Consider the following 21,581-nt stretch of genomic DNA (forward strand, 5'->3'; position numbering starts at 1 on the left):
CAAAAATGAGATAGCCAAATTTTGAATAATTCTGGAGTTAAATGTTCTTTTTTATCAATATCCAAATGTATTTGGGTCAAGTTTTTTGTATAACCGCCAGTTCCTAAAATGGCTTGCGACCAAAAAGTTACTAAAATAGGCAAATGTTCTTCGATTTTTATTTTCACAACATCAGTAAAAATATAACTTATCGAATCGTCCGAAAGTAGTTTTTTGTAAAACTCATCAACGAGTAAATATAAATCTTCTTGGTTTTGAATGTCGTTCATTTTTATTTAGTCATAATGTCTTAAAGTCAAAAGTCGAATGTCAAAGTGTTTTTTTAGGACTTTATGACATTCGACTTTACAAACTTTATGACTAATTAATTACATATAAGCTTCAATTGGAGCACAACTACAAACTAAATTTCTATCGCCATAAGCTTCATCTACACGACGAACGGTTGGCCAGAATTTGTTTTCAGCAATGTACTCTAATGGATAAGCTGCGTTTTCTCTTGTGTACGGGAAAACCCATTCATCAGCAGTAACCATTGCTAAAGTATGTGGTGCGTTTTTCAAAATATTTTGAGTATCGTCTTTAGTTGAAGCAGCAATTTCTTTACGAATTGAAATCATCGCCTCACAGAAACGATCTAATTCTGGTAAATCTTCTGATTCTGTTGGTTCAACCATTAATGTTCCAGCAACAGGGAAAGAAACTGTTGGAGCGTGGAAACCATAATCCATCAAACGTTTTGCAATATCAGTTACTTTAATTCCGTTGTCTTCAAAAGAACGACAATCTAAAATCATTTCGTGAGCAGCACGTCCCATTTCTCCAGAATATAAAATTGGATAATGTTCTTCTAAACGCGCTTTCATATAATTTGCATTTAAAATCGCATGTTTAGTCGCATTAGTTAAGCCTTCAGCACCTAACATACAAATGTAACCGTAAGAAATTAAACAAACTAAAGCTGAACCATAAGGAGCAGATGAAATTGCAGTAATCGCTTGATCTCCACCTACTTTAATTATTGGATTTGTTGGTAAAAATGGAACTAATTTATCGTTCACACAAATTGGTCCAACACCTGGTCCACCACCACCATGAGGAATAGCGAACGTTTTGTGTAAATTTAAGTGACAAACATCTGCGCCAATTGTTGCGGGATTTGTTAAACCTACTTGAGCATTCATATTCGCACCATCCATATAAACTAATCCACCATTTTCGTGAATTAATTTTGTAATTTCAATAATTGACGATTCGTAAACACCGTGAGTTGAAGGATAAGTTACCATTAAAGCAGATAAGTTATCTTTATGTAAAATAGCTTTTTCTCTTAAATCTTCGACATCAATATTTCCTTCTGGAGTTGTTTTTGTTACGATAATGTCCATTCCAGCCATAGCTGCAGAAGCCGGATTGGTTCCGTGTGCAGATGAAGGAATTAAACAAACTGTTCTGTGATCATCTCCACGAGATAAATGATACGCACGAATTGCCATTAATCCGGCATATTCTCCTTGCGCACCAGAATTTGGTTGTAAAGTTGTGCCTTGGAAACCAGTAACTACATTTAATTGTTGTTCTAATTTTTTTAGCATTGTAATATAACCTTCTGCTTGTTCGATAGGAGCAAAAGGGTGCATGTTGTTCCAATTCGCCATAGATAAAGGCAACATTTCGGCAGCAGCATTTAATTTCATAGTACAAGAACCTAAAGAAATCATCGAGTGATTTAACGATAAATCTTTGCGCTCTAATTTTTTGATATAACGCATCAATTGACTTTCAGAATGATGATTGTTGAAAACATCATGTTGTAAGAAAGTTGATGTTCTTTCTAAACTATCAGTAATTCTTCCAGAAGGTAAAAGTATTTTTATGGGTGTAAATTGTTTTCCAGTTGCTTCTGCAAAAATTCCAATAATTTGGTTGATGTCAGCAATTGAAGTCGTTTCGTTGAATGAAATCGAAATCGTATCAGTATCTACATAATAGAAATTGACTTCATTTCTTTCCGCAATCGCTTTTACTTTAGCTGCATCAGCTTTTACTAAAATCGTATCGAAAAATGAAGTATTTGTTTGGTAAACACCTAATTTGTTCAATTCTTCAGCAGTTGTGTTTGCAGAATCGTGAACTTTATCAGCAATATATTGTAAACCTTTTGGTCCGTGATATACGGCATACATTCCAGCCATAACTGCTAATAAAACCTGAGCTGTACAGATGTTTGAAGTCGCTTTTTCACGTTTAATATGTTGTTCACGAGTACCTAATGCCATACGTAAGGCACGATTTCCGTTTACATCAATTGAAACTCCAATAATTCTACCTGGCATCGAACGTTTGTATTCGTCTTTTGTTGCGAAGAAAGCCGCGTGTGGTCCACCGTAACCCATTGGAATACCAAAACGTTGCGTAGTACCAACAACAACTGCAGCACCCATTTCACCTGGAGATTTTAATTTTACTAAAGATAAAATATCAGCAGCAACGGCTACTTTAATTTCGTTTTCGGCAGCTTTTGCAATAAATGAAGTATAGTCGGTTACTTGACCATATTTTCCTGGATATTGAAGAATAGCTCCAAAAAATTCTTTAGAAAAATCGAAAGTTTCATGATTACCTACAACTAATTCAATGTTAAGTGGAGTAGAACGAGTTTGTAAAACTGAAAGTGTTTGTGGTAAAATTTCTTCTGAAACAAAAAACTTCATTACGTTGTTTTTCTTTTGATCACGAGAACGAACATCAAATAATAATGCCATTGCTTCTGCAGCTGCTGTAGATTCGTCTAATAAAGATGCATTTGCAATTTCCATTCCAGTTAATTCTATAACTGTAGTTTGGTAATTTAAAATCGCTTCTAAACGACCTTGAGCAATTTCTGCTTGATAAGGCGTATAAGCCGTATACCAACCTGGGTTTTCAAAAACATTTCTTTGAATAACTGCTGGTACAATTGCAGGATGATAACCTAAACCAATATATGATTTGAAAACTTTATTTTTTTTGCCTAATTCTTGAATATGATTTAAGTATTCGTATTCCGACATAGGTTCCTCTAAATTCAATTCATTTTTTAAACGAATTCCATCAGGAAATGTTTCGTAAAGTAATTGATCTACTGATTCAACTCCAATAGTTTTTAACATGTGACTTAGGTCGTTTTCACCAGTTCCAATGTGTCTTAAAGCAAAAGCATCTGTTTTCATATAGGTAGAAATGTGTTGTGTAATTTTGATTGCAAAAATAAATATTAATCTGCTAATAAATGCTGTTTTAAAGTTCAATTTTTATCGATTTTTCAACTAAATAAGAATCTTATTAACAGTTTGACTAATTTTGTTTAATGAAGATTCTCAAACAGATATTCGATTTTTATATAAAAAGTAGTATTCACGTGGCTTTATCGGTTTATGCGTTGGTGCGGATGACGCAATATATGTTTCATATTTTCGATGATGACGCAATGGTTTATTTTGCTTTTTTCGGAACCATTGTAGGTTATAATTTTGTAAAGTATGACGCTTTGGCTAGAGCCAAAAAACTACAAATGCGAAATGAACTAAAAGCAATCACTTTTTTAAGTTTTTTGTCATTAATTGCTGTTGGGATTTGTTTTTTTCAATTGCAAATGCATACACAAATTATTGCAGTTGCTTTTTTAGGGCTTACATTATTATACACGCTTCCGTTTTTTCCTAACAGAAAAAATGCCAGAAACTGGGCTGGTGTCAAGATTTATATAGTGGCTTTAAGTTGGGTTGGCGTGACGTTGGTCTTACCAATTTTAAATGCTGAGATTGCAATTAGCTCCGATTTTTATCTCAAATGTATACAACGTTTTATTTTAGTTTTTGTCTTGGTTTTAATTTTCGAAATCATCGATTTGAAATACGACGATCCGCATTTGAAAACTGTTCCTCAGCAAATAGGAGTGAAGCGAACGAAATATTTAGGTTATGTTTTATTGCTGATTTTTTGTGGATTAGAAATTTTCAATATTGATGGAAATGACAATCTCAGTATTCATTTTTTCTCATTGTCATTACAATCGATTATAGCATTTATTATTGCAATTTTTATGTTTTTTGCTAATGAAAAACGTCCCAAATATTATACTTCATTTTGGGTAGAAAGTATTCCAATAGTTTTGTGGATTTTGGTTTGTTTTATGCAAATTTAATTTTCAGACAATTCTTTTAAAACTTGATTTCTTTCCAATAAAAACTGAGTTAAATATTTTTTTAAGAATAAATTATCGAATAATTTTCCCAAAAAACCAAACGGAGTTTCGTAACATAACTTATCGGTCATGGTGGTAATTCCGTTTTGCTCTTCAAAGAAATGTTCGTGTCTGAATGATTTGAATTTGCCTTCTTCCATTTCGTCAACAAAATAATCATAGAAATTCATCGCCGTCATTCTGCTTTTATGTGTGAGATAAATTCCGAAGTGCTTCCCACGCCAAGTCACACTTTCATTAAGATTTATTAATCCCGAAGTTACGCCAGCAATAACTACTTCATTGGTTTTACTTGCCGATTTTTGATGAACATCAATATCTCTATTAATATCAAAAACTTTCTGAATTGGTGCGTTTACTTTAGTTGTTAGGTTTATTATTGTCATTTTTATATCAATCCTGCACGTTTCAACAAAGCATCAGGCTTAGGTTCTTGACCACGAAAACGTTTGTACAATTCCATTGGTAATTCGGTTCCGCCTTTAGAAAGTACATTGTCTTTGAATTTTGTTGCTACCTCTTTATTAAAAATTCCTTTTTCTTGGAAATACGCGAACGCATCGGCATCGAGAACTTCTGCCCATTTATAACTGTAATATCCAGAAGAATATCCACCAGCAAAAATATGTGAAAATGAAACCGACATACAATTTTCGGCAACATCTGGATATAATGTTGTGCCTTCAAATGCTTCTTTTTCAAAAGCTTTTACATTGGTAATTTCGGTTGGATTGTTACTGTGAAAGGCCATATCCAATAATCCAAAACTCAATTGGCGTAACGTTGCCATCCCTTCCTGAAAACTCGCACTTTCTTTGATTTTCTCAACAAATTCTTGTGGAATGATTTCTCCAGTTTGATAGTGTTTGGCGAAAATTGCCAAAGCTTCGGGTTCGTAACACCAGTTTTCCATAACTTGACTTGGCAATTCTACAAAATCCCAATAAACTGATGTTCCAGACAAACTCGGATAAACTGTATTGGCTAACATTCCGTGTAATCCGTGACCAAATTCGTGAAATAATGTGGTTACTTCGTTAAATGTTAATAAAGATGGTTTGCTATTTGTTGGTGGTGTGAAATTACAAACGTTAGAAATATGTGGTCGCTCGTTTTTTCCGTCCTTTATATATTGAGATTTGAAACTTGTCATCCAAGCACCATTTCGTTTTCCTTTTCTTGGAAAAAAATCGGCATAAAAAATAGCAACCAGTTCATTAAATTCGTCTTTAACTTCGTAAGTTGTCACTTCTTCGTGGTATTTATCGATATCAAAAATTTCGGTAAATGTTAATCCGTATAATTTTTCTGCAATGGCAAAAGCGCCATTTAAAACGTTTTCTAATTGAAAATAAGGTTTTAGTTTTTCGTCATCTAAATTGAATAATTTTTGTTTCAATTTTTCTGAATAATAAGGACCGTCCCATTTTTCTAGATTATCTATTCCGTCTAAATCTTTTGTGAAAGCGGTTAATTCAACAAATTCTCTTTCGGCGGCAGGTTTTGCTTTAATCAATAAATCATTCAGGAACGATTTTACTTTGTTAGGATTTTGCGCCATTCGTTCTTCGAGAACAAAGTGCGAATGTGTTTCATATCCTAATAAATTAGCTCTTTCGAAACGTAATTTTGCGATTTTTAGAGTGATTTCCTGATTGTCGAATTCGTTTCCTTGAAATGCTTTTTTTCCTGCAGCGATAGAAATTTCTTTTCTTAATTCCCGATTTTCAGCATAAGTTACAAACGGTAAATAACTTGGCATATCGAGTGTGAAAATGTAGCCTTCTAAATTTTTGTTTTTTGCCAATGCTTTTGCAGCTTCAATTGTTCCTTCAGGCAAACCTTTTAAATCATTTTCGTTTGTAATATGCAATTGATAATTGTTGGTTTCTGCCAAAACATTTTCGCCGTAAGTCAGCTTTAGTTTTGCTAATTCTGTGTCAATTTCACGAAGTTTAGATTTTTTTTCTTCTGATAATAAAGCACCATTTCTAGAAAAACTCTTAAATTTTTTGTCTAATAAAGTCGCTTGTTCTGTTGATAGGTTTAAATTATCTTTTTGTTCGTAAACTGTTTTTATTCTTTTAAATAAATCTTCGTTTAATGTAATATCGTTACTAAATTCGGTTAATAATGGCGTAATTTCTTGTGCAATTTCCTGCATTTCTTCGCTAGTTTCTGCCGAATTTAGGTTGAAAAAAATAGACGATAATCTATCTAAAGCATTTCCTGAAAAATCCAATGCCTCGATTGTGTTTTCGAAAGTTGGTGTTTCAGGATTGTTTATTAGGGCGTCGATTTCTGCTTTTGCAGTTGCTATATTTTCGATAAAAGAAGGTTTGTAATCTTCTAGTTTTATTTGAGAAAATGGAGCAGTATCGTATTTTGTAGCAAAAGATTGCGTCAATATATTTGTGTTTTTCATTTTTGAAATGGAATGTTTTTATTTCTCTAGTAAAATAAAGTGAAAATTTATGATTTTTTACGGAAAAACCATACTTATTATTGTTTTATGGTTATTAACTTTACTTAATTAAGAAAAACTAAATTTTTATTGATATTAATTTAACCAATTGATATTGTTATCTATCCAAAAAGCGTCAATACAAATACCACTGGCGCTTTTTATTTTTGTATATTTTCTGAGGCTTTAATAACTGCTTCTTTCAAACTTTCTTTATAGGAAATAATTTTGTTTAAAACCAATTTGTCTGAAGAACCAATGATTTGAGCGGCGAGAATTCCAGCATTTTTGGCTCCGTTTAAAGCGACAGTTGCCACAGGAACGCCACCCGGCATTTGCAAAATGGACAAAACGGAATCCCAGCCATCGATAGAATTACTAGATTTTACAGGAACGCCAATGACTGGCAAAGGCGACAAAGAAGCTACCATTCCTGGTAAATGTGCCGCGCCACCAGCTCCTGCAATAATTACAGAAATGCCACGAGTATGCGCATTTTTGCTAAAATCGAATAATTTTTCTGGTGTTCTGTGTGCCGAAACAATATCGACTTCGGTTTCGATGTCAAATCCTTTTAAGATGTCGATGGCTTCTTGCATTATGGGCATGTCGGAGATGCTTCCCATTATTATTGCTACTTTCATTTTGTTTATTTAAAGATTGAAAAATTTAAAGATTGAAAATTTCTGTTTGCTAAAAATCTTTCAATCATTAAATCTTTTAATTATTCAATTTTGTACTAATCACTCTAATACTATTCTTTACTTTTTCTGCAATATTTCTGGCTTCGGTCATGTCTTTATTTACAATCGTAACATGTCCCATTTTTCTAAACGGACGCGTTTCCTTTTTGCCATAAATGTGTGGTGTTACTCCTCCAATTGCCATTATTTTTTCTATGTTCTCGTAAACTACTGGTCCAGAAAAATTTTCCGCACCAACCAAATTTACCATAATTCCGGCAACTTTACTATCACAATTTCCTAAAGGAAGATTTAAAATGGCTCGCAAATGATTTTCAAATTGTGAAGTATAACTTGCTTCTATCGTGTGATGTCCTGAATTGTGTGGTCTTGGTGCAACTTCGTTTACTAATATGTCGTCGTTTTGTGTTTGAAACATTTCTACAGCTAATAATCCAACGTGATTGAATTTTTCGGAAACTTGTAAAGCAATTTCTTGTGCTTTTTTGGCAATTTTATCATCAATTCTTGCTGGACAAATGACATATTCTACTTGATTGGCTTCTGGATGAAATTCCATTTCGACAACAGGATAGGTTTTTACTTCGCCCGAAACATTTCGAACAATAATTACTGCCAATTCATTTTTGAAAGCAATCATTTCTTCCGCAATGCATTCTACGTTAGGTAAGTTTTCTAAATCTGAAGTTGTCCTAATGACTTTTACGCCAGTTCCGTCATAACCAAATTCGGTGCATTTCCATATAAATGGTAATTTTAGATTTTGGATTTTGGATTTTAGATTTTCGAGACTTTCAAATTTTTGAAAAGGAGCAGTCGGAATATTATTTTGAATATAAAATTCTTTCTGAATTCCTTTGTTTTGAATCAGTTTTAAAGTTTTTGGCGATGGATATACTTTTTTGCCTTCGTTTTCTAATTTCTCTAAAGCTTCGAGATTGACGAGTTCTATTTCGAAAGTTAAAACATCAACTTGTTTTCCGAAATTATAAACAGTTTCAAAATCCATCAAACTTCCTTGAGAAAAATGATTGCAAGCTATTTTGCATGGTGCTTCATCACTTGGGTCAAGTATGTAAGTTTGAATGTCGAATTTTCGGGTTTCGGTCAATAGCATTTTGCCTAATTGTCCGCCGCCGAGAATTCCTAATTTAAAATCAGAAGAAAAATAATTCATTGTAGTTGTGTTTGAGCAAAGATACTTTATAAAGGTTTAATAGAGAAAAATCTATTCTAATTTCTTTAAAATTTCCCTCGCAACGGCTTTGTAAGCGGCGGAATATTTTGTGTAATCCTCAGAAAGAATCCGTTTCAATTCAAGATAAACCCACTTATTATTTCTGCCTAATTGAAATAATGCTCTAATCGAGTATGCCTTGGTTGCTACTTTTACATTTTCAAGAATGAGCCAATCAAAACAAGATTCAATGATTTTTTGTTCTTGATCTTTAGTCAATATCATGTGTTTGGCAAGGAACATACAGATTTTAGAAATTGAACGTAGCGCACTTTCATTAGTATATTTCGAAATTTTATTGCAAAATGCATCTAGAAAAGGAGTTAGTAAATGAATTTTTTCTTGTAATACCAATTCTAAAATCCAGCACGATTTATAGTAGTTTTTATTACTTGTGTTAAAAGCGAATTTTAGTAACTCCGAAAACAGCTCGGGATTATTTAAAATATATTGCGCATTGTCTTCTCGACTTTTTCTATGAGCAGTGCTATTTTCGATTCTTTGAAGCAATTCTAAATTCATACTTCAAAAATAAATAAAATCTTCTAAATGAACGCTAATTTGTTATCTTTGCGAATTATTCTATAAAAATAACTATGGAAATTAAATTACACGACAAACATTTTGTTCCTTTTATTTCGGCACAAGAAATAGATTTTGCAATTGCAACCATGGCAGCTCAAGTAGAAGCTGATTTTGCTGACGAAACTCCAGTTTTTGTAGGTGTTTTAAACGGTGCATTTATGGTGGTTTCAGATTTCATGAAACATTACAAATCACCTTGCGAAGTAAGTTTTATTAAGATGGCTTCTTATGAAGGAACAGCTTCAACAAACGAAGTAAAACAACTTATAGGAATTAATCAAGATTTGTCAGGAAGAACAGTAATTGTTATCGAAGATATTGTAGATACTGGAAATACGGTTGAAGAGTTGAAAATTTTATTCAAAAATAAAGGCGTAAAACATTTCAAAATTGCAACACTTTTTTTTAAGCCAGAAGCGTACAAAAAAGACATTAAACTAGATTATATAGGTATTAGAATTCCTAATAAGTTTATCGTTGGCTTCGGATTAGATTATGATGGGTTGGGCAGAAATTTGCCAGAAGTATATCAATTAAAGGAATAAATAAATACAACATAACTACACAATTTTTTAAAATGATTAACATTGTTTTGTTCGGTAAGCCAGGAGCTGGAAAAGGTACTCAGGCAGAATTTTTAAAAGAAAAATACAGTCTAACACATCTTTCTACAGGAGATATTTTTAGATTTAATATAAAAAACGAAACTGAATTAGGGAAATTAGCTAAAACTTTTATGGATAAAGGAGATTTAGTTCCAGACGAATTGACTATCAAGATGTTAGAGTCTGAGGTGGATAAAAACCAGCATTCAAAAGGATTTTTGTTTGATGGATTTCCAAGAACATTAGCACAAGCAAGCGCTTTAGATGTATTTTTATCATCGAAAAATCAAGAGATTACGGCTACAATTGCATTAGAAGCTGATGATGAAATATTAGTCCAACGTTTATTAGAAAGAGGCAAAACCTCTGGAAGAATTGATGATCAAGACGAAGAAAAAATAAGAAATCGTTACCAAGAATACAACGAGAAAACAGCACCATTGATGAATTATTATAAAAATCAAGACAAGTTTTACGCTGTAAATGGGATTGGGACAATTCAAGAAATTACCGAACGACTTAGTAAAGTCATTGATAATTTGTAATTTAGCAAACAAGAAAAAAATAATAACAAAACGGTTTCGTTATCCCGAATAGATAAATAAACGAATAACCAAATCAACAAAAAGTGGAAATACTTATCATTTTCTTTTTAATTCTTTTAAACGGAGTGTTCTCAATGTCAGAAATAGCATTGATTTCCGCTCGTAAAAACCGACTAGAATCGGCGGCAAAAAAAGGAAATACCAGTGCAAAAACAGCTTTAGATTTAGCCAATTCGCCAAATAAATTTCTGTCGACAGTGCAAATAGGAATTACCTTGATAGGAATTCTTACCGGTATATATTCTGGCGACAAAATAACAACCGATGTTAGATTATTTCTAGAAGAATTTACAGTTTTGCAGCCCTATTCGCATAATTTATCAGTAGGAATTGTAGTGGTTATTCTAACGTTTTTCTCCTTAGTTTTAGGTGAATTATTGCCTAAAAGAATCGGATTGAATCACCCAGAAGCCATTGCAAAAGCAGTTGCAGTTCCTATGAAAATTGTTTCAGTAATAACCGCGCCGTTTATCTGGTTGCTAACTACCACAACCGATTTTATTTTAGATATTCTCAAAATAAAACCAACGGCCGACGGAAAAGTAACTGAAGAAGAAATAAAAGCGATTATCAAAGAAGGAACCGAAGGCGGAGAAGTTCAAGAAATAGAACAAGACATAGTAGAACGTGTTTTTCACATTGGCGACAGGAAAGTAAACTCGTTAATGACACACAGGAACTCATTAGTTTACCTATCAATCGAAGATGACGATATTAATTCATTAAAAGCAAAAATGCTTAACGAATTACATTCTGTTTATCCAGTTTGCGAGGACAATCTCGATGAAGTTGTAGGGATTGTGTTTTTAAAAGATTTGTTTGCCAGTTTCGAAAAAGGAAATTTCGATTTGCGAGCCATTACAAAAGAGCCAGTCTATTTTATCGAACACACATCAGCATACAAAGCCTTAGAAATATTCAAAAAATCTAAAGTGCATTATGCCTTAGTGACCGATGAGCACGGAATGATACAAGGAATAATCACTCTAAACGATATTCTGGAAGCATTGGTAGGAGATGCTGCCGATTTTTACGAAGAAGAATTTCAGCTAAATGCCCGTGAAGACGGTACTTGGCTCGTAGACGGACATTATTCACTACATGATTTCTTGACCTATTTCGATATGGACGATCTCATAAATGATTATGACGTGACTACGGTTAGTGGGTTGATAATGACCGAGTTGTCGTACATTCCGAAAGTAGGGGAAAAACTAATCTGGAACAAAATGCAACTCGAAGTAATCGATATGGATGGCGTAAAAATCGATAAAGTTTTGGTAAGCTCATTAGCAGAAAAAAAATAATAATAACCATCAAGAACGAATAGTTCGGGCTTTTTTAGCAAACCATATTCCCGCTTTCCGCTTTAATCTTTGCTTTTCTAAAGAAAAAAAGCAAAGGATTTTCGCTTCAAACGAAGTTCACTGAACTCCAATGAAAATAGGAAATAAGTGAAGTAATCGGGGTTAAAATGCCAATTATTCGCATACTTGAAAAATAGTTTTTAGTCAAAATTTTAGTAATCTAAAATCAAAAGGCTAAAATCTGAAATCTAAAATAAAATGACTGAGGGAAATTTCGTAGACTACACAAAAATATATGTTTCATCCGGAAAAGGAGGAAAAGGATCTACGCACTTACATAGAGAAAAATTTATCGAAAAAGGCGGGCCAGATGGTGGTGACGGAGGTCGCGGTGGACACGTATATTTAGTTGGAGAAAAAGGACTATGGACTTTGTTTCACCTTAAATTTGCACGACACGTAAAAGCGGGTCACGGTGGAGATGGCGGAAGCTCACGAAGCACAGGAAGCGATGGCGAAGATAAGTATATCGAAGTGCCATTGGGAACCGTGGTTCGTGACAAAGAAACCAACGAAATTCTATTCGAAATTACTGAGCACGGAGAAAAAAGAATCATCGCCGAAGGCGGAAAAGGAGGTTTAGGAAACTGGCATTTTCGTAGTTCGACTAATCAAACGCCAAGATACTCTCAGCCAGGATTGCCAGCTCAAGAAGCTGATATTGTATTAGAATTAAAAGTTTTGGCCGATGTAGGTTTAGTAGGATTTCCTAATGCAGGAAAATCGACATTATTGTCTGTATTAACTTCTGCAAAACCAAAAATTGCCGATTACCCGTTTACAACGCTAAAACCAAATTTAGGAATTGTAGCTTATCGTGATTATCAATCATTTGTAATAGCCGATATTCCTGGAATTATAGAAGGCGCTGCCGAAGGAAAAGGATTAGGTCATTATTTTTTGCGTCACATAGAGCGCAACTCGACATTGTTATTCCTCGTTCCAGCTGATGCCGATGATATTAAAAAAGAGTATGATATTCTACTAGACGAATTGCGTCGTTATAACCCAGAAATGCTAAACAAAGACAGACTAATTGTTGTTTCTAAATGTGATATGCTCGATGCAGAATTACAAGCAGAAATGAAAAAACAATTGGATAAAGATTTTAAAGGAATTCCTTATTTATTTATCTCATCAGTAGCACAACAAGGGCTAGTAGAGTTGAAAGATAAATTATGGGCAATGTTAAATGTAGAAGTTTAAATAAAATAAACACATAAAAAAAGGCTTCAAATTTATTTGAAGCCTTTTTTATACTGAAAAACTAATTTTTACAAATTAGGAATTCTTAAAACCTGACCGGGATAAATCTCGTCTGGATCTTGTAACATAGGTTTGTTAGCTTCAAAAATGACATCATATTTAGTAGCGTCACCATAATATGTTTTAGATAACCAATCGCCCGTACAACAGTGTGATATCTAGCCTCTGGAGCAGGAACTGCAACAATCATTTGGTTGTCAACAGTTTCAACACCATCAACATTTCCTAAAGCCAAAACAATTTTTTCTGAATCTGCTTGTTGCTCAACTTCGCCACTTACAGCTACAGAATCATCGGCCATCACTGAAACTTTTAATGTTTTGAAAGCTAAACCTAAAGCTTGGATATGAGCTAATAAAGCGGTAGCTTTCAATTGTGATTTTTCCTCAGCTGGTGCAGCTTCTTCTTTTACGTCAAATATTTTTTCCCCAGCACTTTTAATAAGCGAAAATAATCCCATAATTAATTTTTTTAATTGTTATACTTTCAAATTTAATAAATCATTCTTTTTACATTAAGTTAAAATTGTCTTAACAAACTATTATTACTTACAGTATTCTTTTCAGATTTTTCAAAAATAAATTATATTCGCACTACAAAAATTATCAATTATGAAAAAACTTATTTTATCCTTAATCGTTTCGATTATGCTTATTCCTACAAGTGTGAAAGCTGACGAAGGAATGTGGTTTTTAATGTTCATCGAACGTTTAAATCACCGTGATATGCAAAAAATGGGATTGCAATTAACTGCTGAAGAAATTTACAGTATCAATCACCATAGTTTAAAAGACGCTATCGTTCAATTTAATGGTGGTTGTACTGCCGAAGTAATTTCAAAAGACGGATTAGTATTAACAAACCACCACTGTGGTTACGATGCAATCGCTGAGCTTTCTACCGCTGAAAAAAATCTTCTAAAAGATGGGTTCTGGGCAGAAAATAGAAAAGCAGAAATAAAACCATCAAGTTTATTTGTGCGTTTCTTCGTTCGTATGGACGATTGTTCTAAACGTATTTTAGCAAAAGTGAATCCTTCAATGACTGAGTTGGAACGTGAAGCAGCTATTAATAAAGAAATTGCTTTAATCGAAAAAGAAAATAACGAAGGTGGAAAATATACTGTTTCTGTTCGTCCTTTCTTTCAAGGAAATGAATATTACTATTTCGTTTACCAAGATTACAAAGACGTTCGTTTAGTAGGTACACCTCCTGAAAGTTTAGGGAAATTTGGTGGAGATACTGACAACTGGGAATGGCCACGTCACACCGCCGATTTTTCTATGTTCCGTATTTATGGAGATGCTAACGGAAACCCAGCAGATTATGCTGAGAACAACGTTCCGTTACAACCAAAACATTACTTACCAGTTAATTTAGGTGGAGTAAAAGAAAATGATTTCGCTATGATTTTAGGTTATCCAGGTCGTACCAATCGTTGGATGCCAGCTGGTGGAATCGAGCAAAACGTAAAGTATGCTTATCCTGCTTGGGTTGAAGGATCTAAAACAGGAATGGACAATATGAAAAAATATATGGATCAAAGTGATGCTTTGAATTTAGTATATGCTTCAAAATATGCAGGTGTTGCGAACTACTGGAAAAACCGTCAAGGTATGATTGATGCGCTGACTAAGTTTGGCACATCAAAATCTAAAGCGACTCAAGAAGCTAAATTTAATAAATGGGCTAATTTACCGGCTAACAAAGTTAAGTACGGGAATGTGGTTTCAACAATCAATAAATTCTACGCTTTAACGAATGAAAAAGCGCGTCATGATAATTATTTAACTCAATTATTCAGAACTAGTGCTTTTGCAACTGTTGGAAGAACTTTAGGAAAGCAATTAGACAATTATGTGAAAGCTGATGCTACAAAACGTGCACAACTAGCACCAACGATTTCTGGAATGGCTGAAGAAATGTTCAAAGAATTGCATCTTCCAGCTGAAAAAGATATTATGACAGCACAATTAAAATTGTATGCTACAAAATCTACAGGTTATGCGATTGCTCCAATGGTAGAAAAAATTGGAAAAGAAAGTAACAACGACTTTACTAAATATGTAAATGGAACTTTCGATGCTAGTATTTTTACCTCAAAAGAAAGAATTAAAGCTTTCTTAGAATTGCCAACTGCTGAAGTATTAGCAAACGATCCATTGTACATGCTTTCTAATGATATGTTAACACATTTTACATCAAAATCTGATGCCATTGCAAAAGCACAAAACGATTACGGTTCTTCATTCCGTTTATTGGTTGAAGGATTGCGTGAGTCAAAAATTGGCGCTATCAAATATCCAGATGCAAACTCAACATTGCGTTTAACTTACGGAAAAGTACGTTCGTTACCAGCTGACAAACGTAATGATGCAAAAGTAAACAACTATACAACTTTAGATGGTCAAGTAAAAAAATACAAAAAAGGAGATCAAGAATTTGATTTACCAATTCGTGTATTAGAAATGAACAAAAACAAAGATTTCGGTCGTTTCGCAGATAAAGATGGTTCACTTCACGTGAATTTCTTAACTGACAATGATATTACAGGTGGTAACTCAGGTTCGCCAGTACTTAACGGAAAAGGAGAATTAATTGGTTTGGCTTTCGATGGAAATATCGAAGCTATGGCTGGTGATGTTATCTTCGATCCTAAATTACAAAGAACTATCAATGTAGATATTCGTTACGTACTTTGGGTAATCGAGAATTTCTCAGGAGCAAAACATATTGTAGATGAAATGACTTTGGTGAAATAACCTAGGGATATATTTAAGCTCAAAATAAATTCAAACATCCGGCTTATTCACTTAAGTCGGATATTTTTATATCTTTACTTTGAATTTTAGAGATGAAAAAAATAGTTCTATTTTTATTTATTACAATGCTGTTTTCTTGTAAAGAAGACAAAGTTCCGTTAGTTTCTTTTTATTATTGGAAAACCCAATTTAAACTCACAAAATTAGAAAGAGAAGCATTATATAGTAATAAGGTTAAGAAATTATATATCCGCTATTTTGATGTTAAATTAGTAAATAATGAGGCCTTTCCAGTTGCTCCAATTCATTTTCTACACACTATAAAAAATCAAGAAATTATACCCGTTATCTTTATAAAAAACGAAATCTTTTTATCTAAGGAATTAAATCTTGAGGCATTAGTTACTAATATTTTAAAACTCACGAATCGGATAGATAAAGTTAATAAAATTCAAAATTCTGAAATTCAGATAGATTGCGATTGGACTATAGAAAGTAAAGACAAATACATGCGCTTTTTAGATATTTTAAAATCTAAATATCATAAAATAATTTCGGTAACTATTCGTTTACATCAAATAAAATATTCTAATGAAACAAAAATTCCATCTGTAGATTATGGCGTGTTGATGTTTTATAATATGGGAAAATTAGGGGCTGATAATTCTAATTCTATTTATGATCCAAAAATTGCAGAAAAATACTTACCATCTTTAAAGAACTATCCATTAAAGCTAAAAGTTGCATTACCTATTTTTTCGTGGATAATCCACAGTCGAAATAAGCAAATTGTTAATTTGATGTCTAAAATTGATGTAGAAAGCTTTAAAAATAATGTTAATTTTGATTTTGAAGACAAAACAAAAATAGTTGTTAAAAACAATGTCCTTTTTAACGGTTTTTTCTTCAAAGAAGGAGACAAACTTAAGTTAGAATATGTTGCTAAATCTGATATAAAAGAAATGGTAAATTTGTTGAGCAGTTATATGCCAAACAAACCAGAAGAAATTATTTATTATGATTTAGACGAAAATAATATAAAAAAATATAATGGCGAACATTTTTTCAAGACCTGTAATTCTAGTTTCTAGTACTTTTTTAATAGTAGTTACTACCTTTTTTTCCTTATGTTCTGATGGTGATTGGGATTGGTTCGAATATAGTTCGAGTTTTGCTCCTGAAGCTTATGTACAGGATAAATCATACGAACAATTATTTTACAGCGTTAATATGTTTTATGGTGGTGATGGTTATGATGGTTATGATGATGGTCATTCGCAAAGATTTGGTGAAACTATAATTGCTGATTGGAAGCAGTATTTGGGAAACAAAATTTCAGACAAAGAGCTCAAATATTTTATTCTTTCCGACTCTTCAAATGTTTCTCTTGGACGAATAATGAAAAATATTTCTAGTAAAAATAAAACGGCTAATAAAAAATATGATTTGACTAACGAAAAAATAAAAAGCTTTTTTATCTTTATAAATTTAGCAAAATCATTAGAAGAATACACAAACAATTCTACTTCATGGGATTATAATACAGATAGTACAACTGCTATGATTTTTATGTCAGTAGCCGAAGCAAAGAAAATAGAAAATATTTATAATCTAACTCAAGATCCATTTCTTAAAAATAGGTATTGGTTTCTTACTATGAAGGCTTACTTTTATTCTAAAAACAGAAATGAAGCAGTCACTTTTTTTAATAAAACTCAAGCTAAATTAGATAGAAACGAAATGTTTTACAGAGGATTGTCCTATGTAGCAGGCGTTTTATATAAAAACAAAGATTATGTAAGATCAAATTTTATGTATAGTGTTGTTTTTGATAATTGTCCAAAATTAAGAACAGTGGCTACTTATTGCTTTCATCCACAAAATGATAATGATTTTAAATCAGCACTTAATTTAGCCAAAACAGATTCTCAGAAAGCATCTTTATGGGCATTATATGGTTATTATGCTGATGAAGTAGAAGCTATAAATCAGATTTATAATTTAGATCCTAAAAATGCACATTTAGATTATTTACTTACTCGAGCTATTAATTTAGCCGAAAGTAAAATAAATTCTTCCGATTGGAATTATTATGATTACGGAACTAAGACAACACTTAAAAATGAAGATTTAAACGATAAATTATATCAAGTTGTATCTAAAATTGCCAAAGCAAAAAATACAAAAACTCCCTATGTTTGGAATATAGCTGCTGGTTATTTTGAAGTTATTAAGGGGAATAATAATGTAGCATCTAATTATTTTATTCAAGCAGAAAAAGATATTCCAAACACAAAATTAGCCAAAGATCAATTAAAATTATTTCAAGTTTTTAACGAAGTTGCTTCTCTTAAAAAACTTGATGTTGTTGGCTCAGAAAATAAAATATTACCAAGTCTAAAATGGTTGTTCTCTTTTCAAAAAAAGAATAATGACAGTTCTTATTTAAGGACTAATTTTTTAATAAATTGGTCACGAAATTATATAGCTTCGTTATATAAAAAACAAGGAAATGATGTGTTTTCAGAATTGTTCTTAAGAGAAAAAGATTTTTACCTAAATCCTGATCGAACAGAAAAAATGCAAAACTATTTACTTAAGGACAAAAAATCCGATTGGGATATATTTGCTCAGTCATTATACAATGTCAATTTGAACGATATTTATGATTATAAAGCCATTAAATTAACTTATAATAACCAACTTCAAAATGCTATTGTCGAATTAGAAAAAGCTAAAGAATCAAAAGAGATGATTTTAGATGGAAATCCATTTAATGGGAATATTAAGGATTGTAATGATTGCGATCACATTGCATATCAAAAAACAAAATATTCAAAACTTTCTTTTTTAAAGAAAATGCTCGAAATACAAAATAATTTAAAGAGTAATAATGATAAATATAGTAATGCTATTTTGTTAGGAAATGCGTTTTATAATATGTCTTTTTATGGAAATGCGAGATTATTTTACGATAATAAAATCATCAATCAATATGGTAATTATATAGATGATTTATATCAGAATATGTTATTTAGTAATAAATTTTCAAAGCAATATTATCAAGACGCATTTAAAGTTGCAAGAGATAATGAACAAAAAGCAAAAGCAGTTTATTTGTTAACTAAAATTGAAAGAAATGAATTTTATAATACTCCATTGTTTAAGCCATACGAAGTAGATTATATTTCTTTTGAGGGCTATAAAAAACTTAAAAAAGAGTATGCTACAACTAAATATTATCAAGATGTGATTAATGAGTGTGGCTATTTTAGCACTTTTGTAAATAAATAATAAAGATGAAATCTATTCTGTTTTTTATTCTTTTTTCTACGTCTATTTGGTCACAAACATCTTTCGATAAAGCTAAAATTTTTTTCGACCAAGGAAAGTATGCTTTGGCAGAACCGTTGTTTGAAAAGGATTTGAAAGAGAATCCCACAAATTCAAAAACTATCGAATATTTAGGGGATATTTCGGGATATGAACAAAAATGGAATAATGCGATTTATTATTATAATAAATTGAAAAATACGTTTCCAAAAAATGCTAATTATTGGTTCAAATTTGGTGGAGCATTAGGCTTAAAAGCCAAATCTATCAATAAATTTAAGGCAATAGGAATGATTGATGATATAGAAAATGCATTTCTAACAGCTTCAAAACTAGATTCAAAGCACATAGAAACCCGTTGGGCATTAGTGATTTTTTATGTCGAATTACCAGTGATTTTTGGTGGAAGCGAAACCAAATCCCAGAAGTATGCCAATGAATTGGTTTCTATTTCAAAAGTAGATGGTTATCTCGCAAAGGGTTATATCGATGTGTATTTCAAACGATACCAAGATGCCGAAAAAAATTATAAGAAAGCCCGCGAAATTGGTCTCTCAAAAACTACTTTCAATAAACTATATGATTTATATTTGAATAAATTGAAAGACAAACAAAAAGCCCAAAAATTAAAAGAAGAATTCGATAAAAAGGATTAATCGGTTATTGGTTAATCGTTAATTCGATTAATCGGTTAAACAAATCAACGAATAAACAAATTAAAAAAAATGCGAACACATTTTATCGCCATTGGCGGGAGCGCCATGCATAATTTAGCATTGGCATTGCATAATAAAGGATATCAAGTTACGGGAAGCGATGATGCGATTTTTGAACCATCGAAATCACGGTTAGAAAAAAAAGGACTCATGCCAAAAGAATTAGGTTGGTTTCCTGAGAAAATTACTTCAGATATAGAGTCGATAATTCTAGGAATGCATGCAAAAACGGATAATCCAGAGTTGCTAAAAGCACAAGAATTAGGATTGAAAATATATTCGTATCCAGAATTTTTATACGAACAATCTAAAAATAAAACCCGTGTTGTTATAGGTGGTTCTCACGGAAAAACCACCATAACTTCTATGATTTTGCATGTAATGCATTATCATAATATTGAAGTCGACTATATGGTTGGTGCGCAACTGGAAGGTTTTGATACGATGGTTCATCTTACCGAAGAAAATGATTTTATCGTTTTAGAAGGCGACGAGTATTTATCTTCGCCTATGGATAGAAGGCCAAAATTTCATTTATACCAACCCAATATTGCCTTAATTTCAGGAATTGCTTGGGATCATATTAATGTATTTCCTACGTATGAAAATTATGTAGAACAATTCGAAATTTTTATTCAAAAAATCACCAATGGCGGAATTTTGGTTTACAACGAAGATGATTCGGAAGTAAAACGAGTTGCTGAAGCATCAACAAATCCTATTAGACGAATTCCGTACCATACACCAAAATATTCTGTAAACGACGGAGTAACTTTGTTAGAGACACCAGAAGGCGATATGCCAATAGAAGTTTTTGGAGCACACAATCTCAATAATTTAGCTGGAGCCAAATGGATTTGTCAAAACATGGGTGTCGATGAAGCTGATTTTTACCAAGCTATTGCTAGTTTCAAAGGAGCTTCAAAAAGATTAGAGAAAATCGCCGAAAGCAAAACAAAAGTAGCTTACAAAGATTTCGCACATTCGCCAAGCAAAGTGGCTGCCACCACAAAAGCGGTAAAAGAACAATACCCTAACAGAAATGTTGTTGCTTGCTTAGAATTGCATACTTATAGTAGCCTAAATGCTGAGTTTCTTAAAGAGTATGAAGGTGCGTTAGAATATGCTGATGTTGCCGTTGTTTTCTACTCGCCAGATGCGGTAAAAATAAAACAACTTGAAGAGGTAACTTATGAGCAAATTGCAAAAGCATTTAACCGAAAAGATTTAATCATCTATACTAATCCAAAAGATTTTAAAGATTATTTATTTAATCTTAATTTAGAAAATTCTGCATTATTATTAATGAGTTCAGGAAATTACGGCGGATTAAATTTTGATGAGGTTAAGGGGTTAATTTGCTAATTTTTTATATTTATAATGCCCAACAATTTTGTAACTGAATAAGCAGTCTTGAAGCACTTGACCATTTCCAATATTATGAACAATCATTAGACGTTTTCCGTCTAATGATTTTTTATTTGTAATAATCCCTATGTGTGGCAATTTGTCATTAATCATCCAGGTAACAATTTCTCCAGTTTTATAATCGTTTGCGTTTTGAGTTATTGGTAATGTTTTTCCTTTTCTAGAAAAGAAAATCTCTAAATTTGGTACCCGTCTGTGGTCAATATTGGTATCGGGTTTTTTTAACCCCCATTTTTTTAAATTTAGATATTTTGAAAAATTGG

18 protein-coding genes and 1 pseudogene are annotated in these 21,581 nt (G+C 32.3%); 10 read left to right on the forward strand and 9 right to left on the reverse strand.

Features of this window, described 5'->3' with window-relative positions:
- Both ACH2BG_RS03640 and gcvP read right to left on the reverse strand, forming a co-directional pair.
- A partial coding sequence (locus ACH2BG_RS03640) for a group III truncated hemoglobin (RefSeq protein WP_395046359.1) occupies window positions 1–269 on the reverse strand: 269 nt, incomplete at its 3' end.
- A 99-nt stretch (window positions 270–368) separates the two neighbouring features.
- Complete coding sequence (gene gcvP / locus ACH2BG_RS03645; RefSeq protein WP_395046376.1) at window positions 369–3,212, reverse strand: aminomethyl-transferring glycine dehydrogenase; 2,844 nt, start codon at window positions 3,210–3,212, stop codon at window positions 369–371.
- A 137-nt stretch (window positions 3,213–3,349) separates the two neighbouring features.
- Between gcvP and ACH2BG_RS03650 the strand changes: the two genes are divergently transcribed.
- On the forward strand, window positions 3,350–4,186 hold the full coding sequence (locus tag ACH2BG_RS03650) for a hypothetical protein (RefSeq protein WP_395046360.1): 837 nt from the start codon (window positions 3,350–3,352) through the stop codon (window positions 4,184–4,186).
- Here the strand turns inward: ACH2BG_RS03650 and ACH2BG_RS03655 are convergent.
- From ACH2BG_RS03655 to ACH2BG_RS03675, 5 genes are all read right to left on the reverse strand, one after another.
- On the reverse strand, window positions 4,183–4,632 hold the full coding sequence (locus ACH2BG_RS03655) for a cell division protein (protein ID WP_395046361.1): 450 nt from the start codon (window positions 4,630–4,632) through the stop codon (window positions 4,183–4,185). The two genes, ACH2BG_RS03650 and ACH2BG_RS03655, sit on opposite strands and share 4 nt — an antisense overlap.
- 2 nt (window positions 4,633–4,634) lie before the next feature.
- Window positions 4,635–6,671, reverse strand: a complete 2,037-nt coding sequence (locus ACH2BG_RS03660) for a M3 family metallopeptidase (protein WP_395046362.1) — start codon at window positions 6,669–6,671, stop codon at window positions 4,635–4,637.
- A gap of 200 nt (window positions 6,672–6,871) precedes the next feature.
- Window positions 6,872–7,354 (reverse strand): 5-(carboxyamino)imidazole ribonucleotide mutase, encoded by a 483-nt coding sequence (purE, locus tag ACH2BG_RS03665; RefSeq protein WP_395046363.1) that lies wholly within the window; start codon window positions 7,352–7,354, stop codon window positions 6,872–6,874.
- 76 nt (window positions 7,355–7,430) lie between these two features.
- On the reverse strand, window positions 7,431–8,591 hold the full coding sequence (locus ACH2BG_RS03670; RefSeq protein ID WP_395046364.1) for a 5-(carboxyamino)imidazole ribonucleotide synthase: 1,161 nt from the start codon (window positions 8,589–8,591) through the stop codon (window positions 7,431–7,433).
- Between the two features lie 51 nt (window positions 8,592–8,642).
- Complete coding sequence (locus ACH2BG_RS03675; protein WP_395046365.1) at window positions 8,643–9,173, reverse strand: hypothetical protein; 531 nt, start codon at window positions 9,171–9,173, stop codon at window positions 8,643–8,645.
- Between the two features lie 74 nt (window positions 9,174–9,247).
- On the opposite strand from ACH2BG_RS03675, the gene hpt reads away from it, so the two are divergent.
- From hpt to obgE, 4 genes are all read left to right on the forward strand, one after another.
- Window positions 9,248–9,781 (forward strand): hypoxanthine phosphoribosyltransferase, encoded by a 534-nt coding sequence (gene hpt / locus ACH2BG_RS03680; protein WP_395046366.1) that lies wholly within the window; start codon window positions 9,248–9,250, stop codon window positions 9,779–9,781.
- Between the two features lie 32 nt (window positions 9,782–9,813).
- On the forward strand, window positions 9,814–10,386 hold the full coding sequence (locus ACH2BG_RS03685; RefSeq protein WP_395046367.1) for an adenylate kinase: 573 nt from the start codon (window positions 9,814–9,816) through the stop codon (window positions 10,384–10,386).
- A gap of 134 nt (window positions 10,387–10,520) precedes the next feature.
- Entirely contained in the window at window positions 10,521–11,753 is a 1,233-nt protein-coding gene (locus ACH2BG_RS03690) for a hemolysin family protein (RefSeq protein ID WP_395046368.1), read from the forward strand.
- A 258-nt stretch (window positions 11,754–12,011) separates the two neighbouring features.
- On the forward strand, window positions 12,012–13,019 hold the full coding sequence (obgE, locus tag ACH2BG_RS03695) for a GTPase ObgE (RefSeq protein WP_395046369.1): 1,008 nt from the start codon (window positions 12,012–12,014) through the stop codon (window positions 13,017–13,019).
- Between the two features lie 68 nt (window positions 13,020–13,087).
- On the opposite strand, the pseudogene lysM reads toward obgE, so the two are convergent.
- Window positions 13,088–13,539 (reverse strand): annotated as a pseudogene (lysM, locus tag ACH2BG_RS03700) (peptidoglycan-binding protein LysM).
- Window positions 13,540–13,690: 151 nt separating this feature from the next.
- Here lysM and ACH2BG_RS03705 point away from each other — a divergent pair.
- From ACH2BG_RS03705 to murC, 5 genes are all read left to right on the forward strand, one after another.
- The gene (locus ACH2BG_RS03705) at window positions 13,691–15,841 is read left to right on the forward strand and encodes a S46 family peptidase (RefSeq protein ID WP_395046370.1); all 2,151 of its coding nucleotides are present in this window, start codon (window positions 13,691–13,693) and stop codon (window positions 15,839–15,841) included.
- A 92-nt stretch (window positions 15,842–15,933) separates the two neighbouring features.
- Entirely contained in the window at window positions 15,934–16,932 is a 999-nt protein-coding gene (locus ACH2BG_RS03710) for a hypothetical protein (RefSeq protein ID WP_395046371.1), read from the forward strand.
- Complete coding sequence (locus ACH2BG_RS03715) at window positions 16,892–19,135, forward strand: hypothetical protein (protein WP_395046372.1); 2,244 nt, start codon at window positions 16,892–16,894, stop codon at window positions 19,133–19,135. Before ACH2BG_RS03710 ends, ACH2BG_RS03715 begins: the two co-directional genes overlap by 41 nt.
- A 5-nt stretch (window positions 19,136–19,140) precedes the next feature.
- Window positions 19,141–19,830 carry a tetratricopeptide repeat protein gene (locus ACH2BG_RS03720; protein ID WP_395046373.1) on the forward strand — a complete coding sequence of 230 codons (690 nt, stop codon included), beginning with the start codon at window positions 19,141–19,143 and terminating at the stop codon, window positions 19,828–19,830.
- 69 nt (window positions 19,831–19,899) lie between these two features.
- On the forward strand, window positions 19,900–21,255 hold the full coding sequence (murC, locus tag ACH2BG_RS03725) for a UDP-N-acetylmuramate--L-alanine ligase (protein ID WP_395046374.1): 1,356 nt from the start codon (window positions 19,900–19,902) through the stop codon (window positions 21,253–21,255).
- Here the strand turns inward: murC and ACH2BG_RS03730 are convergent.
- Window positions 21,244–21,581: DUF1287 domain-containing protein (locus tag ACH2BG_RS03730; RefSeq protein WP_395046375.1), on the reverse strand; the 338-nt coding region annotated here is incomplete at its 5' end. The two genes, murC and ACH2BG_RS03730, sit on opposite strands and share 12 nt — an antisense overlap.

It is taken from the genome of Flavobacterium sp., assembly GCF_043779715.1.
Taxonomy (GTDB): domain Bacteria; phylum Bacteroidota; class Bacteroidia; order Flavobacteriales; family Flavobacteriaceae; genus Flavobacterium.

Coding starts and splice junctions, on each gene's coding strand:
- gcvP (WP_395046376.1), bottom strand. CDS start 3,212: ATGAAAACAGATGCTTTTGCTTTAAGACACATTGGAACTGGTGAAAAC.
- ACH2BG_RS03650 (WP_395046360.1), top strand. CDS start 3,350: ATGAAGATTCTCAAACAGATATTCGATTTTTATATAAAAAGTAGTATT.
- ACH2BG_RS03655 (WP_395046361.1), bottom strand. CDS start 4,632: ATGACAATAATAAACCTAACAACTAAAGTAAACGCACCAATTCAGAAA.
- ACH2BG_RS03660 (WP_395046362.1), bottom strand. CDS start 6,671: ATGAAAAACACAAATATATTGACGCAATCTTTTGCTACAAAATACGAT.
- purE (WP_395046363.1), bottom strand. CDS start 7,354: ATGAAAGTAGCAATAATAATGGGAAGCATCTCCGACATGCCCATAATG.
- ACH2BG_RS03670 (WP_395046364.1), bottom strand. CDS start 8,591: ATGAATTATTTTTCTTCTGATTTTAAATTAGGAATTCTCGGCGGCGGA.
- ACH2BG_RS03675 (WP_395046365.1), bottom strand. CDS start 9,173: ATGAATTTAGAATTGCTTCAAAGAATCGAAAATAGCACTGCTCATAGA.
- hpt (WP_395046366.1), top strand. CDS start 9,248: ATGGAAATTAAATTACACGACAAACATTTTGTTCCTTTTATTTCGGCA.
- ACH2BG_RS03685 (WP_395046367.1), top strand. CDS start 9,814: ATGATTAACATTGTTTTGTTCGGTAAGCCAGGAGCTGGAAAAGGTACT.
- ACH2BG_RS03690 (WP_395046368.1), top strand. CDS start 10,521: ATGTCAGAAATAGCATTGATTTCCGCTCGTAAAAACCGACTAGAATCG.
- obgE (WP_395046369.1), top strand. CDS start 12,012: ATGACTGAGGGAAATTTCGTAGACTACACAAAAATATATGTTTCATCC.
- ACH2BG_RS03705 (WP_395046370.1), top strand. CDS start 13,691: ATGAAAAAACTTATTTTATCCTTAATCGTTTCGATTATGCTTATTCCT.
- ACH2BG_RS03710 (WP_395046371.1), top strand. CDS start 15,934: ATGAAAAAAATAGTTCTATTTTTATTTATTACAATGCTGTTTTCTTGT.
- ACH2BG_RS03715 (WP_395046372.1), top strand. CDS start 16,892: ATGGCGAACATTTTTTCAAGACCTGTAATTCTAGTTTCTAGTACTTTT.
- ACH2BG_RS03720 (WP_395046373.1), top strand. CDS start 19,141: ATGAAATCTATTCTGTTTTTTATTCTTTTTTCTACGTCTATTTGGTCA.
- murC (WP_395046374.1), top strand. CDS start 19,900: ATGCGAACACATTTTATCGCCATTGGCGGGAGCGCCATGCATAATTTA.